We start from the raw sequence: 14,801 nt of genomic DNA, 5'->3' as shown, positions 1-14,801 counted from the left end.
GGGTGGGCCAAGCCGGCGCGAAGTAGAAACCAAAAGTAGTCGGTTGCTGCAGCGTAAGTAGGCTAAGCAAACGGTCGAAAGCTAAACGCGCTCCGTTTAAAAATAGGAGCGTATGGGTATTATTTTGGCGCGTTGGTGCGAAAAGCGTCGTAGCGTCGGGTGGTCAAATTGAGTTGGACCTGGTAGAAACAATCCCCGCCCCCTTTGTACGACGTAGCCTGCGTGGTCCACCAGGAGGGAACGCGGCAAAACCCCTGCACCCACACGTGCGTGGCCCCGCGGCCGTCCACGGCCGGCAGGTACTGGTGGCGGTAGCGGTACGCCGGGAGCTGCTCGGTCCGTTCCACAGCTTGTACCAAGCTGTCGGCGAGCCGCCGCTCGGCTGGCGAGAGCGTGACCGGCCCGACCGGGCGCACCAAGCGGGGCCTGAAGGCGAGCGTGTCGTCGGGGTGAAACGGGAAGACCACGACCGTGCTGTCGGCCCGCTGGGCATCGGCGCGCACATCTTGGAAGCGAGCGTAGCTCGTCGCTACCTCGGCCGAGAAAGAAGCGGGCGCAGGGGCGGAGGGGCGAACGCACCCACTTGCCCCTAACAAGGCTACATACACAAGACGGGTCATGCCCAAAAGTAGTGCGCGATAAGGTGCACGCATTGCGTTCAGCTAAAGGGTCGGAAGCTAAACGCGGCCATTCAGTGGAAGGAGCCTATTATTCGAATAGGTTTGTGGCTTACTTAACTCCATGCTTGAATTTATGGGAATGGACGCCTACCTGATGGCCGATAACCACGAAGAGTTGTACGCCGTGATGGACCAAGAGCCCCGTCAGCGGTACAACTTAAGCCGGACGTTCTACCATTTCATGTGCCGGCCGCACGTGAGCGAGGGCACACCGGAGTTAGACCAGATAGGGGCGCTAACGGGCGTGGATATCCAGCCCCTTTCTCAGATGGAAACCTACCCGGATGAAATGTCCCGGGAGTGGGCGTTAGAGCAGGCGGCGAGTGAAACAGAGCGGCAACAAATCTTACAGGAAGCCGAGACGGCCAAGGCCAACTTGACCGGTAACATCGATAAGGTGCTGGCCACGCTAGAAGAACTGATGAGTGCGCTGGCGACTCTGGACAACCTCCCGAGTTTACTTGACCACGGCCGGCGTGACACGCTCGACAGCCCCCGCTACTTTGCGGACTTCCTGCGCGAGGCAGGCGAAGGGGAAATCGACTATCTGGACAACAATTTTGGGCAAGACCTGCGCGTCATTAAACGGTTTCTGGAATTTGCCAAAAGCCACGGCAGCGCCATCGTCTATTTCGCGTACGCCTGAGTTCCGCTGAGGCACACGCCAAAGCAAAGTAGCGGGGTGCCAACGGTGCCCGCCGTACAGGAAAACGGTCCGAATAGTAAAAGGAGCGTTTCTTTCCATCCTGACTTATCTCTTACAGCAGACTGCTGTAATTAGCGATGCTCAGTGAATTGATTTACAACATTGCGTAAAGCCATAAAGGGCGAGTGCTACCTTCTTCCTTTACCGTTCATCAAAGATTTTATACAACCCTCAATGTGATTGATTACTACAGCACTTTCTAGAATCGCTGAACCTGAAGTAGGGATGTAGCTTTCCTCAGACAATTTAAAATCTTTTGATTGAGAAGGAATTACACTGTGACCATAGCGCTCTCGTGTATATCCGTAAGAGATGGAGACTTTTCCGGGTGAAATAAGCTTGCACTTTAAGCACCCTAGGTATTCATCCGAAAAATCAAAGGGCAGATACGCTACTTGCTGCGCTTCTAAGTTTTTAACCTGAAAGAGCCATCCGCTTAAAAGCCTCTCAATAGTTGAAAACAAGGCCGTAGAATCAGGCTCCTGTGTGTTTCCTTCACCTTCGAGAGACAAGTAGTATAAATCTGCTTTCTCATCCAGCCCAATTGCTTCCACTGCTAAATGCATTGAAATGGCACCTCCGTCAGCATCTGATTTTACGCTTAGCATATTAGGTTGGACTATTCAGTCTAAGAAAACGGTCCGAAAGGTAGAAGGAGGGTTACTTTGCCTCATGCCAATTAATCTTTCTGCTTTTTGGGCGCCATCCTCTTTGCCGGCTTCCCCTCTTCGCCCGGACTACGTACCTGTGGCCGAGCAGGAACTCGGTGTGCGTCTGTCGGCTGAATTACTGGCTTTGCTGGCCCAGCAGAACGGGGGCGATACACGGGGGTTTGCGTTTCTCACCACCCAGGCCACCTCCTGGTCCGCGACGCATGTCCCTTTTGAGGAGCTCTTCGGCCTGGTCCCGCCCCGTGACAGCGGCCCGGCAAGTTTGTTGGATTCGGCGTACCTGACCCAGGAATGGGGGTTACCCGAAAAGCAAGTCCTGCTCAGCGGCGACGGGCACTGCTTTATTAGCTTGGACTACCGCAACGGACCAGAACCCACCGTGGCCTGGATTGATACGGAAATGGAGCAGGAGGTGCAATTAGCCGAGAGTTTCGCGGTGTTTCTCGCAGGTTTGGTTGACAGCGACTCGCTACCAGAGGAGTAGTTCAGGAAAACGGTCCGAAGCTAAACGCGGCAATTCAGTTGACGGAGGCCAAAACCTTACATTTACTGTCTTTACGCTATGATTTTCCTGTAGCTGACCCACGCACTCCTGTATGTTATGTTGAAGCGCCTGTTTGCTTTTCCAGTCGAAATACGTCCAGGAGGGACGTCCAATTGGCGCATCCGGTGGATCCCCCTCGTTGTATGGGTGTGCCTCTTTAATGGGCTTATCATGGCGCTACTATACGCTTTTCCCGGAAAAGACGGCCCCAGGGAAGCACTCCCGGCAGACGTTCAGAAACAACGACTCGAAAACTCTGATCTCTAATTACGGAATCAGGTCGTTAGCTTGAGAGTTTACAAAAACGGTCCAAAAAGTGGAAGGAGTGTTATTTTAGCTATGCGCTTGCTTTCGCAGTCGGCGCGGCACCGGGGCGAGGCCATGTCAGCAGAAAGGGCACCACGCCCAGCACGAGCAGCGCACTGCCAACAAGGCCCAACTGCGATTGCCGGGACGCATGCGGAAACAACGCCAGCAGGTTGGAGAGGCCTTGCATTACCCTGCCCGGCTCGTTGTAGTAATGCGTCCACGAGGTGACGACCGCAAGGCCGAACAGCAGCAACGGGATGGCCGCGCTCTCTCGGCGGCGCCAAACCACCAAGCCCGACAACAAACACCCCAGCAGGATGGCCCCGAGCCACGCGTAAGTGGGACCCAGATGCAGCTGCAGAATCATTTCGCTCGCCGTCATCCCACTCACTTGGTGGGCGCCCGCTAAGCCATGGGTTTGAAATGCCTGCCGCAGGGGCACCCACCGAATCCGCTCTAACAGCTGCCCACCCAGGATGAAACAAGGGACGGCTAGAAAATGAACGAGCAGCAATGGTCCGTTGAGGCGTTTGAAGGCAAAACCCATCTGGCAAAGCTACTATTGTGGTTCACGTAAACGGTCGGAGCGGTAAACGAGCATTATCGCTTCTTCTTTCTCAACTCGTGCACTCCGCAGGCAATGAGAATGAGAAGCGCCAGGAACAAGGGAAAGAGTCGGCCCCACAGGGGCAGATCCGTTGGCGAATGGGGAAAGGCATTGCCGGCTTCCACAGAACTTGGCAGCGCCCATAGCAAGACCAAGAGTTGGGTTGGCCAACCGGCGAGACGTTTTAGCATTTAACCAAAGTAGTTAATTGTTCAGCAAAACGGTCCAAATCGCAAAAGGAGCCTTAAACTGCTCGCCTACCGGCCAATTCGTGTTGGGGCGGGAAGTGGGGGCGCCGTCGGCATGTGGGGTTCGTGTAACCCACGGCCGAGCAGCTGCAACAATTCGTATTCCTCCCACCCCGACGGGGCGACGGGCGTCGTGCGCTCTTGCCGCACAAAGTGCGGCAACGAGGGCAACAGGGCAACGCCGGTGACCACACGCGGATGCAGGGTCAGCACGTCCACCCGCGTCTGGGCGGGGCCAAGGGGCGTGAAGCGAAGGCGAAAATCTGCATAGTACGGGAGCGGGGCCCCGCGCTGGTTCACGTACCGGACGGAGGAGCCAATGGGGCCGGAGTACACCAGGCACAAGCTGCTGGTATCACGCGCAGCGGGTTCTTCCATGCCCCCCGGGGAGCAGGCCCTCAAGCGCATGTACCGAAAACCGGGCCGGGCCTGCAACTGTGCCCGCGCACTGGTGCGGACGGTGGCCAGGGGATGGCCGAATACATAGGAGGTGGGCGGGATGGCTTGCGGCTGTTCGGGCGACTGCGCGTAAGCACAGGTACTGGAACAAGCGCAGAGCAGAACGAGCCAATACGCCATAGCTAAGAGCGAGCGAAACAATACAAAGTAAGGCTTTCTGAATCGGGAAAGTAACAGCCCAAGTTCAGCCAAACGGTGATTTAGATACAAACTCGCCGCCTTTCTGAATGCAGAAGGTTACGCCACGGTGCCGCCGCCTGCCCTGGTCTGGCCGCCGGGGGCGCGCCCTACTGCGCTTGTCGGGCAAACAGGTAGCTCAGCGAAGCCTGAAAGGTGCGGTTGTAAGCGTAGCGCGGGGGATGGTCCCCAAAAGACGTCGCGGCCCGCAGGCCCAGGCTGTACCCGGCCTGGAAGAGCAGGGCTTGGCGACGGTAGCCCAAGCCGGCTTGCAGGCCGGCGTCGTAGCGCTGGAATACGCGGCCGGTCCCGGGCTCCTTCGCGACGGAGATATTGCCGCGGGCGGTCTGCGGGTTCGAGGGAACGGCGATGGTCGTCGCGTACCGGCCTCCGAGCAGCAGGGCCAGGTACGGGCCCGCAAACACCTGAACCCCTTGGCCGTCCGCGCGTCGGCCATAGGCCAGCGAAACCGGAAGCGTCAGGTAGTCCAAGCGGACCCGGTCGTCGTAGTCGGCGGTGCCAAAGCCGGTGCCGTCCCGGTAATCGATGCGGGCGTGGTACGCGTACCCCTTCTGGGAGTAGAGCAGGGCGGGCTGCACCGCGAACCGGCCGAAGCGAAGCGATCCGGTGAGCCCGGCCTCGCCGCCGGGGCGGTAGCGGACGCTGCCGTCGTCTGGCCCGGACGCGGCATGGGAAGTGGCCGCGTTGAGGCCCACGCGCGGCCCCAGGCTAAAGGAGGGTTGCGCGTGGAGCTGAGGGGCGGCAAACAGCAGGCCGCTGAGCAGGAGCACGGCGGGCGTAAGCGGGGAAGTCATCGGTCAGGCGAACAAGGCGGCCACCGAACAGCGGAACGGCGCGAGCAGGGTGTTGAAAGGCCCAAGATAGACCAGCGGATACCGAAAGGGTCCCAAAAGTAAAAGGAGCCTTTCGCTTAGTGCACCTCTACCATCACGGTGGCATAGCGGTGGGACGTGGGGTCTTGGTGCACAAATATTGGTTTGATGCGCAAACCTTTGGGTCGGCCTGTGAGGTGACCGGTGGCCAGCAACCTAGTCAGTTCCTGCGCTGGGATAGCAGCGTCGCCGGCTGGCGAGAGGTAGCAGCGCAGGATTTTCCCCGTTTTGCGCACGTAGTCCAGACGCAGTTCCATTCCCTCCCGCCGGTACGTTTTACTCCAGTGCGTTTCTTCGAAGCGCGACGGGTCGGGTATGGGCTCGCTGTCGTCCAGGTTAGGAGTGCCCAGCTGACGCCGGATTTGGCCTATGGTCAGGGCGCAGAGGGCCGGCACATCAAAGACCATGTGGCGGGGCAGCGGGGGCGCTGCGGGCACTGCTTGGCTGGGTTGGGCTTCCACCGGCAGGGACGCGCGCGTGGGGAAGGGAGCCGCGGCGACCACCAGGGGAAGGGCCACGGCCAAAAAAAGAAAGGAACGCATGCGGCAAAGATGGCGCTTCGTTGCTATGTTTTCTTTCTTCGCGCACCAAAGCCTTCCGTTCAGCGAACGGGTCCGAATAGTAAAACAAGCCTTTGTCAAGCTTTTACCTAGTGCCATACAAGACAATAAGCCCCACATACAACCATACCACCACGAATGCTCCGGCCAGTAAAGCCACGCGCCGGGCCTTAAACCGCGGCCCGGCAGGGGACATGGGGTAGCGTTTTCGATGCCACCAGTTGATCCCCCTCACCAGCCCAAAAACGAGGATCATCACGGCTGCGATAACCAGCAGGAGGCGGTAAAGGCCCGGTGCCGAAAAGGTCCAGAAGTGCGTGAGCATCCCCGCCACCAAGGCGATCAGAACCGCCTGGAATAGGGCCATGGGCAGGGCCTTTATATGCGGCCCTACTGGGGACATGGGGGATCGTTTTCGGTAGGCGATGTTGATTCCGGTCACGACCAGAAGGACGATCACCACCGCGGCGATAGACTCTTGCATCGTGCAATAAAGGCCCTAGGCCGCTAAGAAGTGGCGAAAAGCTATGTTCAATGAAACGGTGATTTCGGTTATAGTTAAACACACTCCCCATAGCATGTTATCTTAGCCTATTAAATGAATGCGGGTTTTTAGCTCATCCTTGGTTGAACGACTAACCGGAACATAATCCTCGCCGAGCAGCACACTGCTCTCCTCGTAAGCTTGAACGCGGTCCAGGTTCACGATGTAGGAGCGGTGGGTTTTGAAGAATTGGTTGGGCAGCTTCTGCTCCAGCTCTTTCATGGTGGAGTCGAAGACGAATTTCTCCCGCACCGTGTGCATCCGCACGTAGTTCTGCAAGGCTTCGAAGTAGAGGATGTCGGCGAGTAGTACTTTGACGTGGCCCGAGCCCTTGCGCACAAACAGGTAGTCCGTGAACTTGGGGCACCGGTCGGCCGGACCCAGCACCTCCGTGCCGGCGTTGGCGGTTTCGGAGATAGGGCCGGTGGGCCCGGCCTGGTAGGCATTGTAAAGGGCCAGCTCCACCTGCACCCGCAGGGAATCATCCGTGAAAGGCTTGACCAGGTAGCCGTAGGGCTGGGCCAGTTTCGCTCGGTTCAGGGTCGCCTAGTCGGAGCGGGCGGTGAGAAACACCACCGGCACGGCAAACTGCCGGCGGATGAGCAGAGCGGCCGCGATGCCGTCGCAGTCGCCGGAAATGTTGATGTCCATCAGCACCAGCTCCACGGGCTGCGTGGCCAGCACCCCGAGGGCTTCGTCGCTGCTGTCGACGGGTTCGAGCGGGGTGTGGCCCAGCCGAACCAAGGTTTGCGATATCTCCGCGGCAATAAGCAGTTCATCTTCAACAATGAGAATAGTAGACATGGGGTAGAAATGGTAGAATAGGTGAGCGCGTCGGGAGACTCGTCATTCACGAGCGACCTCCACGTGCGTGCCCGAGGTAATTGAGGATGTTGCCAAAAGGCTTTCTTTCAGCTGTTTGGTGAGCGTGCGCACCAGCTGCAGGCCCAGCGAGTGGGCTTTCGTCGGCGCGTTGGCGGCCGGCATACCAGCTCCATTATCGACGACGGTGAGCCGGAAGCCGGTGGGACCGCCGGCGAAAAAAACGTGCAGGTGGCCCTGGGCCAGGCCCCGAAAAGCGTGCTTGTACGCATTGCTCACCAATTCGTTTACGAGCAATCCCAGGGTGCTGGCTTCCTTGGCTGCCATGCGCACGGGGGCCAGGTCGGTGCTCAGGTGGATGATTTGCTGGGACGATTCGTGGGCTTTGTGCAGCGAATCAAGCAGTTCACGCAGGTATTGGTCCATGCGCACTTCGGCCAGATTATCGGCCTGATATAAGAATTCATGAACCAGGGCCATGCTCTGGATTCGGGCCCGGCTGGCATCCAGGGCGGCCACCAGCGCGGGCTCCGGCAGGGTGCTGCGCTGCCAGGCGAGCAGACCGCTTACCAGCTGTAGGTTGTTTTTCACGCGGTGGTGAATCTCCTGCAGCAGCACTTCCTTTTCGGCCACCGCCCGGCAATTCGCCTGGTTGGCCAGGGCCAGCAGCGCTTTCTGCCGCCGCAACCGCCAGTACAGCCACGCTCCTACCCCAATGGTCGTCGTCAGCCCGCCCAGCAGCAGCCACAGCGACTGCAGCTGGGCGGGCTGGCTGCGCTGCTCAAACTCGGCGGCCCGCTTCTGCTCGGTGAGCAACTTCACGTCGTAGCGCACCTGCGCCTGGGCCAGGGCCTGCGCCTTGTCGCCGTTGAACAGGGAGTCCCGCAAGTCCTGCGCCCGGTTGTCCAAATCGAAAGAGTGGCCCACCCGGCCCTGGTCGGCGTGAGCCCAGGCCAGGCTGGCCAGCGCGTCCGCCTGGTAGTCGGGCATTTTCAGCTCTCGCGCCACGGAGAGAGCGAGCTCGGCCATGCGCTGCGAGGCCTCCGGCTGTACTTCCAGCCGGTACACGCGGGCCAACGACAGGGCGGAGCTGGCAACCTGGGGCCGAAAGCCGTTACGCTGCATGATGCGCAGGGCCCGGTTCATGTTCACGGCCGCCGCACTCAGCGTGGCCCCGGACTGAGGACGCATCATGGCGTACACCTCGCCCCGAAACTGGTACACGTAACCCAGCCCGCGCGCATCCTTCGCCCGCTGCATGTAGGGCAAAGCCCGGGTGGCGTAGTGCAGCACCGAGTCCTAGCGCTGCATTAACAGAAAGGTGTTGGCCAGGTTGAGCAGCAGGCCGCCCCGCTCGCGGGGGCTGACGTTTCCCGCCGCGGCCTGCTGGCGGTAGGCCTGCTGCATGAACTTTAACCCATTGGCCACGTCCTTGGTGTCCACCGATACCAGGGCCAGGCACTGCGTAAATCGCCACTCATCCGGCAGCTGGTGCGCCTGCGCGACCTCCACTCCTTCCTGGCTGTACTGCATGGCCGCCACGTAATCGGCGGCCCGCTCGCAGTTTACCACCAGCTGGTACAAGGCATCGGCGGCTCCCGGCCAGTCGCGCCGGTGGCGGGCGAGTTGCACGGCCTGCTCCCCCACCCGGCGGGCTTCCGGCTCGTTCTCCGCAAACAATGCCTGACTCAAGGCCTGCAGCCTATGGTAACGCACGGAGTCCGGCTGCTTTTGGTGCAGGAGCCCCCGCAGCGAATCGATGGCCGGCGCCGAGCCCGCCGCCTGGTTCTGGGTTTCGGGTGTCTGGGCCGTTCCCGTCGTGACGCGGGCTAACGCGAGGGTCAAGGCCAACGAAATCCACCACCTACCGCGACCCATGCAGCGGATTGGCTAGGAGGTGAAGCGATACAGAAGGAAAGCTTAAGGTCATACAGGGCGGCAAAGGCAGCCCCTCCCCTACCCTATCAGGCAGGGACGGGGGAGTTGCTGGGTAGAGAGGGAAAGTGCCCCGGACTAATGGAGGCCCGGGGTTTAAGGCAAGTAATGGTCGAGGCTACTTTTTTGGGGCCATCATTTGGCGCATCTGCTTTTTCATGGCCTTCTGAATCTGCGCCTCGTGGTCGGCCCGGAAGCGGTTGAGGATGTTGTGGATGATATCCGGCGCGGAAGCCCCGTTGCCGAGCAGAAAGCCCAGGTTGGTGAAAAACTGCTGGTGGTCGGCCGTTATACGCAGGGTGGTCCCCTTCTTTTCACTGGAGGGTACAAACAGCCGGTTCAGGTCCAACTCGCTGGTTTCCGCCACGGCTGGCGTCTCGGGTAAGGCGTCATCTTCCTCCGAGTCGACTTCCTCGTCATCTTCCTCGGCAGGCGGGGAGGCTGCTGACGTAGTTACCGCGCTGGGGGAGGCGGGCTCCTCCCCTGCCCTATTCGCCGGAACCGCCGCTTTCGTGGCGACTTTGACAACCGCTGGGGCAGCCGATGCCTGGGCCCCGACCTTTTTTCCTTCGGGTTCGCTGCTTGCCGGTTGCGGGGCCGCCGGTGCGGCCGTGGTGGCTGCTGGTACTGGCGCTGCCGGTGCTTCTACGGGAGCTGGAGCTACGACCGGAGCCTCGCCCATCAGGCTGAAGGCGGCCACGCCCGAGGTGAGCGCCGCTAATTCGCGCTGGCGCCGAGCGGCCGCGTCTTCTTTCGATTCTGGTGTTTTCTTGGCCATGGTGGGAAGCGGTTATTTGGCGTTGTCGTCGAGGGTAACGGCGGGCGTGGGCAGTTCAAACTCCACCGGGGCGAATTCCAGGCGCTTGCCCGAGGGCGTCATGGTGCCCTGGCCGACCACCAGCGTCAGAATCTCGGTAATCAGACTGCCCAGCCCGAGCTTGCCCAGCTCCTTTTCCGGCATGGGAAACATGGTGGAGCGCTTGTCCTTGATGCTGACCAAAGATTCCACCCGGCTGTTGAGCAGCGGGTAGCCCTTCTCACGGAAGAGGTCAGCGGTTTTAATATAGACCGTGCGCTTCTCGGCTTTGATGAACTTGTTCCAGAAGGCGTAGAAACCCACCAGATTTGATTCGGGCCGCTGGGCCTGGGTGAAGTTGCCCAGGATATGCATGTAGGACATCGTCGAGGCAATGGTGCCCATGTCCGGCTCCATGGGCAGGAAGATGTACTCTACCCGCTCGAGCAGCTCGCTCAGGCCCGAGACATTTACCGTCCCGGGGGTATCAACCAGGATGAAGTCGTATTCCTTTTCGGCCAGCGTATCGATGGCGTCCACGGCCTTTTCCATGCTGGAGATGGCAATGGGGTACGGGGTCACCCCCTGCTTGATGAGCCGCTCCTGAAACGCCACGTCGGACTGCAGCAGCTGCTGCTCGTGGTTGCGGTAAGCGTGCAGGGTATTCTGCGGGTAGTCGCAGTCAAGCATAGCGACTTTGTAGCCGTAGAGGTAGCAGAGCGCCGAGGCGACGTGCGTCCCGATGGTCGACTTGCCCGCCCCTCCTTTCTGAGTTGCGAAGGCAATTACACGGGGTTTTTTCATACAAGAAAGAGCGGTTGAAGGCGTTTGGCTTAAAATGTGAGTCGATGCTTCAATGCTTCAACGAAGCAATGAATCATTGCAGCAGTGCTTATTTGAAGCGGTGAGGCAAGGATGCAATGCTTCAAAGTTACACTGAAGCATCGGAACTATGAAGCATCGAAGCAATAAAAATTTGAAGCATTGAGGCAATGCTTCAATGAAGCAATAAAGTAATGAGGCTTTGAAGCAAGGAAGCACCGAAGCATTAATGACCTGGCAAACAGCATTGGCTTTGGTGTTTGATTTGAAGCAGTGAAGTCTTGAAGCAATGAAGCATTGAAGCGAAAGTTCCGTTTGCCTAAATCGGTTGCACACCAAATAGATGCCCACCAGTATTCAGTGGCGCAAAGGCAGTAATCATGCTTCAATGAAGCAATGAAATATTGAAGCAGTGAAGCATGATATAGGCTGGTGCTGGTCGTGTTCAACTGCCTCATTCAACCGGCTCGTCCACCGGTTAGCAAGCCATGTCTTTGCTAACCGGTGATTCCGAAATTCCCACGAAACGCTTTTAAATCATAATGAGCTTGAATAACTGCAGCAGATTGCTGTAACTATCCCTGAAATAAATTTAACCGTAAGTAAGATCTGGAAGCCACAAAAGGAACTATGACCGCCAAAACCAAGCACGATGCCGTTGAGCCAAATCGTGACCAACGGATACACTTTCGCGTGACTGAGGAAGAGAAGAACGCAATTGAGGCCAAGTCCAGAGCCGCCGGCTTCAAGAAAGTTTCTGATTATCTCCGGGTCATTGGGATGGGTGCCGAAATTAAACAATTGCTCCCCCCAGAATTGCGACGGCAACTGGTGGGCATCGGCATCAACTTAAATCAACTTACCCGAATGGCCCAAGCCGATAAGGCTTTCCGCAGCTACGAAGAGCAGCTCGTGCAAGCCCTTGCCGTCATAAGGAGCTACCTAGTATGATAGCAAAAACTATCACGGGTAGCGACTTTGAAGGCGCGCTTACCTACGGGGCCGGGCTGCGCCATGGCAAGGAAAAAGGGCCGAGTGAAGCCTTGCTGTTGGTTGTTTCCAACGTCATCCCGGGCAGCCCCAAAGAGATGGCGCAGGAGATGAAAGCAATGGCCAGCCGAAGCCGGAAAGTGCGGAAGCCCTTGTGGCATACGGTGCTTTCCTGGGCGGAAGGGGAGGAGCTTAGCCAAGGGCAAAAGGTAGTGGCCGCCCGGCGCTACTGTGAGTTAATCGGGGCGCCTGTCGACCGCCATCAGGTGGTGGCGTATGAGCATCGCGACAAGAAGCACGCCCACATCCACGTCTACCTAAATCGGGTGCCGATTGATGGTGGCCCGGCCCTGCGGACGGACAATAATTTCTACCGGCAGCCCGCCATCACCAATCAGATAAGCCAGGAGTTGGGCATGCAGCCCATCCCCGAACGCCGCCGTAGCATCAAGGATATGGACCCGGAAAAGGAATCGGTCCGGAAGCAAATTAGCCAGTCGCTGCTAAAAGCATCGGGCCAGGTAAGTAGGGGAGGGGAGGAGTGGTTGGCCGCGCAGCTGCATCAACAGCAGATAAGCGTGCGCTACACCCATGACAAAGGCGGCACCCTGCGCGGGGTTAGCTTTGAACTGCAAGGAATACGGGTCAGAGGACAGGATGTGGGCTTCAAAGCGGCAGCAGTACGCGAGGCCTTCGCCGCTTACGCCAAGCGGCAGTCGCCGACGCTCCAAGCTGAGCCGGAGAAGGGCTTAATCCAACCAGTACCTACCGCCGCGAAAGCGGAAGGCCACAAGCCTTTGTCGGCAACACGGAGAAAGGGCCCAGCCAGGTAGGCGTCTGGCTCGGCACCACTACTCCGAGCAGCGGCGCCACGACCTAATTATGGCCTGGATGCGGTGCCGTTCGTGTGCGGTATCAGCGCCTCGGCGCGTACTTTCTGCCATTCGTCAAAATGTCCCCGGCGCGGGCCCAGCCAGCTTGTAGGTTGCTGGATTCAACACCAACTGTGCGCTAGCTGATGGAAGACGAAAAGGGATTACGGAAAATCATGGAGTTCATGCGCCTTGTTGCCATCGTGTTGCTAGGCTTGAACATCTACTACTATTGCTTCGGCTACTTCAAAGCGCTGGGCTGGGCCCCGGCGGTGGTCGTGCGTTTACTGGAGAGCTTCACCCGCAACACCTTCCTGTTCAAGGCCAGTTGGGTGAGTAAGACTTTGGCCGTGGTGTTTCTGCTGCTGAGCTGCCTGGGCACTCGGGGCCGCAAGGATGAGAAAGTAAAGGGCGTTTCCGTTGCGGGCTATGCTGTCATTGGCTTGGCCCTGCTGTACGGGTCGGACCTGCTGCACCGCCTGACGATGCCCGCCGGGCTGGCTACAGCCTTATATGCGGCGCTGCTGTCGGTAGGCTTTCTGCTGCTGCTCAGCGCCGGGGCCTGGCTGAGCCGGCTCTTCAACCACGACCTGATGAAGGACATCTTCAACAAAGAAAACGAGAGCTTTCCGCAGGAGGAGCGCCTGATGGAAAACGAGTACTCGGTGAACCTGCGCACCGAGTACCAGCTGCGGGGCAAGCGGCACCACGGTTGGCTGAACGTCGTGAATCCTTTTCGGGCCACCATGGTGCTGGGCACGCCCGGCTCGGGTAAGAGTTTTGCCATCATCAACGAATTCATCCGGCAGCACTTGGCCAAGGGCTTCTGCATGTACATCTACGACTACAAGTTTGACGATTTGAGCCGCATATGCTACAACACGCTGCTGCGCCACCAGGACAAGTTCGACCGCCCGGTGGGCTTTTACGTCATCAACTTCGACAACCCGCGCAAAAGCCACCGCTGTAACCCGCTGCTCCCGGAGCTTATGTCCGACATCGTGGACGCCTATGAAAGCGCCTCCACCATCATGCTCAACCTCAACAAGAGCTGGATTCAAAAGCAGGGCGACTTCTTCGTCGAGTCACCCATCAACTTCGTGGCCGCTATTATCTGGTTTTTGAGGCTGTTCGAGAAAGGCAAGTACTGCACCTTCCCCCACGTCATCGAATTCCTGAGCCGCGACTACGAGGAAATTTTCCCCGTGCTAGCTTCCTATCCCGAGATTGAAAACCTGGTTAAGCCCTTCGTATCCGCCTTTCAGAAGGACGCTATCGAGCAGCTGGAAGGCCAGATTGCCAGCGCCCGCATTCCACTGGGTCGCCTGGCTTCCCCGCAGCTCTACTGGGTGATGTCGGGCAATGACTTCACGCTCGACATCAACAGTAACGAAGAGCCCAAGGTGTTGTGCGTGGGCAACAACCCCGAGCGGCAGGCCATTTACGGGGCGGCGCTGGGCCTCTACAACGCGCGCCTGGTGAAGCTGGTCAACCAAAAGGGCAAGCGCAAGTCCTCGCTCATCATCGACGAGTTACCCACCATCTATTTCAAGGGGCTCGACAACCTGATTGCGACGGCCCGCAGCAACAAGGTATCTACCTGCCTGGGCTTCCAGGACTTCTCGCAGCTGGAGCGCGACTACGGCCAGCGGGAGGCCGAGGTCATCAAAAACACGGTGGGTAATGTGTTCAGCGGGCAGGTGGCCGGCAACAGCGGCAAGTGGCTGAGCGAGCGGTTTGGCAAAATTCTGCAGCAGCGCCAAAGTCTGAGCATCAACCTGCGTGAAACCAGCACCAGCCTATCCACCCAGATGGACAGCATGATTCCGCCCAGCACCATTGCCAACCTGACGCAAGGCAATTCGTGGGGGCCGTGGCCGACAACTTCGGCGAGGAAATCGGCCAGAAGGTGTTTCACGCCCGGATTCAAGTGGACGTGAAAACGGTCGCAGCCGAAACCAGCGCCTACCTGCCCATCCCGGATATCACCAGCTTCGTCAACCCGGCCACGGGCGAGGACGAGGACGACGAGATGATTAAGGCCAACTTTAACCGCATTAAAACCGATGTGAAGCAGCTATGCGCACGGGAGCTTCTCCGCATCAAGCAGGACCCGGCTCTGCGCCACCTCATCAAGGAGAAGGTGGAAAAATAGGGCCATCGGTG

At 58.7% G+C, this 14,801-nt stretch carries 19 protein-coding genes; 6 read left to right on the top strand and 13 right to left on the bottom strand.

Annotation, left to right across the window (positions count from 1 at the left end; translation table 11 throughout):
• Nucleotides 1-119: 119 nt before the first annotated feature.
• Nucleotides 120-620: a hypothetical protein gene (locus I2I05_RS21025; protein WP_196284237.1), complete on the bottom strand. Its 501-nt coding sequence runs from the start codon at nucleotides 618-620 to the stop codon at nucleotides 120-122.
• A 121-nt stretch (nucleotides 621-741) separates the two neighbouring features.
• Between I2I05_RS21025 and I2I05_RS21020 the strand changes: the two genes are divergently transcribed.
• On the top strand, nucleotides 742-1,326 hold the full coding sequence (locus tag I2I05_RS21020) for a hypothetical protein (protein ID WP_230688461.1): 585 nt from the start codon (nucleotides 742-744) through the stop codon (nucleotides 1,324-1,326).
• A 188-nt stretch (nucleotides 1,327-1,514) separates the two neighbouring features.
• Here the strand turns inward: I2I05_RS21020 and I2I05_RS21015 are convergent, their stop codons facing one another.
• Nucleotides 1,515-1,994 carry a hypothetical protein gene (locus tag I2I05_RS21015; protein WP_196284236.1) on the bottom strand — a complete coding sequence of 160 codons (480 nt, stop codon included), beginning with the start codon at nucleotides 1,992-1,994 and terminating at the stop codon, nucleotides 1,515-1,517.
• A gap of 64 nt (nucleotides 1,995-2,058) precedes the next feature.
• On the opposite strand from I2I05_RS21015, the gene I2I05_RS21010 reads away from it, so the two are divergent.
• Nucleotides 2,059-2,541, top strand: a complete 483-nt coding sequence (locus I2I05_RS21010; RefSeq protein ID WP_196284235.1) for an SMI1/KNR4 family protein — start codon at nucleotides 2,059-2,061, stop codon at nucleotides 2,539-2,541.
• A 397-nt stretch (nucleotides 2,542-2,938) separates the two neighbouring features.
• Here I2I05_RS21010 and I2I05_RS21005 read toward each other — a convergent pair whose 3' ends face one another.
• The 11 genes from I2I05_RS21005 to I2I05_RS20955 form a co-directional block, all read right to left on the bottom strand.
• Nucleotides 2,939-3,457, bottom strand: a complete 519-nt coding sequence (locus I2I05_RS21005) for a hypothetical protein (protein ID WP_196284234.1) — start codon at nucleotides 3,455-3,457, stop codon at nucleotides 2,939-2,941.
• 317 nt (nucleotides 3,458-3,774) lie between these two features.
• Complete coding sequence (locus tag I2I05_RS21000; protein WP_196284233.1) at nucleotides 3,775-4,344, bottom strand: hypothetical protein; 570 nt, start codon at nucleotides 4,342-4,344, stop codon at nucleotides 3,775-3,777.
• Nucleotides 4,345-4,511: 167 nt separating this feature from the next.
• Nucleotides 4,512-5,216, bottom strand: coding sequence for a porin family protein (locus tag I2I05_RS20995; protein ID WP_196284232.1), 705 nt, complete (start codon nucleotides 5,214-5,216; stop codon nucleotides 4,512-4,514).
• Nucleotides 5,217-5,332: 116 nt separating this feature from the next.
• Nucleotides 5,333-5,836 carry a hypothetical protein gene (locus tag I2I05_RS20990; RefSeq protein ID WP_196284231.1) on the bottom strand — a complete coding sequence of 168 codons (504 nt, stop codon included), beginning with the start codon at nucleotides 5,834-5,836 and terminating at the stop codon, nucleotides 5,333-5,335.
• A gap of 103 nt (nucleotides 5,837-5,939) precedes the next feature.
• Nucleotides 5,940-6,338 carry a hypothetical protein gene (locus I2I05_RS20985; protein ID WP_196284230.1) on the bottom strand — a complete coding sequence of 133 codons (399 nt, stop codon included), beginning with the start codon at nucleotides 6,336-6,338 and terminating at the stop codon, nucleotides 5,940-5,942.
• 102 nt (nucleotides 6,339-6,440) lie between these two features.
• Nucleotides 6,441-6,863: a LytR/AlgR family response regulator transcription factor gene (locus I2I05_RS20980; protein ID WP_196284229.1), complete on the bottom strand. Its 423-nt coding sequence runs from the start codon at nucleotides 6,861-6,863 to the stop codon at nucleotides 6,441-6,443.
• An 81-nt stretch (nucleotides 6,864-6,944) separates the two neighbouring features.
• On the bottom strand, nucleotides 6,945-7,202 hold the full coding sequence (locus I2I05_RS20975) for a response regulator (protein WP_196284228.1): 258 nt from the start codon (nucleotides 7,200-7,202) through the stop codon (nucleotides 6,945-6,947).
• A gap of 42 nt (nucleotides 7,203-7,244) precedes the next feature.
• Nucleotides 7,245-8,513 (bottom strand): sensor histidine kinase, encoded by a 1,269-nt coding sequence (locus I2I05_RS20970; RefSeq protein ID WP_196284227.1) that lies wholly within the window; start codon nucleotides 8,511-8,513, stop codon nucleotides 7,245-7,247.
• 6 nt (nucleotides 8,514-8,519) lie between these two features.
• Nucleotides 8,520-9,065: a hypothetical protein gene (locus I2I05_RS20965; protein WP_196284226.1), complete on the bottom strand. Its 546-nt coding sequence runs from the start codon at nucleotides 9,063-9,065 to the stop codon at nucleotides 8,520-8,522.
• 208 nt (nucleotides 9,066-9,273) lie between these two features.
• On the bottom strand, nucleotides 9,274-9,933 hold the full coding sequence (locus tag I2I05_RS20960) for a hypothetical protein (RefSeq protein ID WP_196284225.1): 660 nt from the start codon (nucleotides 9,931-9,933) through the stop codon (nucleotides 9,274-9,276).
• Nucleotides 9,934-9,945: 12 nt separating this feature from the next.
• Nucleotides 9,946-10,755: a ParA family protein gene (locus I2I05_RS20955; protein ID WP_196284224.1), complete on the bottom strand. Its 810-nt coding sequence runs from the start codon at nucleotides 10,753-10,755 to the stop codon at nucleotides 9,946-9,948.
• A 648-nt stretch (nucleotides 10,756-11,403) separates the two neighbouring features.
• On the opposite strand from I2I05_RS20955, the gene I2I05_RS20950 reads away from it, so the two are divergent.
• The 4 genes from I2I05_RS20950 to I2I05_RS22545 all read left to right on the top strand — a co-directional run bounded on the left by I2I05_RS20950 (nucleotide 11,404) and on the right by I2I05_RS22545 (nucleotide 14,790).
• Nucleotides 11,404-11,724, top strand: coding sequence for a plasmid mobilization protein (locus I2I05_RS20950; RefSeq protein WP_196284223.1), 321 nt, complete (start codon nucleotides 11,404-11,406; stop codon nucleotides 11,722-11,724).
• Nucleotides 11,721-12,596, top strand: coding sequence for a relaxase/mobilization nuclease domain-containing protein (locus I2I05_RS20945; RefSeq protein WP_196284222.1), 876 nt, complete (start codon nucleotides 11,721-11,723; stop codon nucleotides 12,594-12,596). The genes I2I05_RS20950 and I2I05_RS20945 overlap by 4 nt, the downstream gene beginning before the upstream one ends.
• A gap of 185 nt (nucleotides 12,597-12,781) precedes the next feature.
• On the top strand, nucleotides 12,782-14,575 hold the full coding sequence (gene mobC, locus I2I05_RS20940) for a conjugal transfer protein MobC (RefSeq protein WP_449555676.1): 1,794 nt from the start codon (nucleotides 12,782-12,784) through the stop codon (nucleotides 14,573-14,575).
• Complete coding sequence (locus I2I05_RS22545; protein ID WP_449555675.1) at nucleotides 14,509-14,790, top strand: hypothetical protein; 282 nt, start codon at nucleotides 14,509-14,511, stop codon at nucleotides 14,788-14,790. Before mobC ends, I2I05_RS22545 begins: the two co-directional genes overlap by 67 nt.
• Nucleotides 14,791-14,801: the final 11 nt, after the last annotated feature.

The organism is Hymenobacter jeongseonensis (assembly GCF_015694725.1).
In the GTDB taxonomy this organism is placed as follows: Bacteria; Bacteroidota; Bacteroidia; order Cytophagales; family Hymenobacteraceae; genus Hymenobacter; species Hymenobacter jeongseonensis.
The sequence above is the reverse complement of the archived record's forward strand: the minus strand, read 5'-3'. Positions and strand labels throughout refer to the sequence as shown.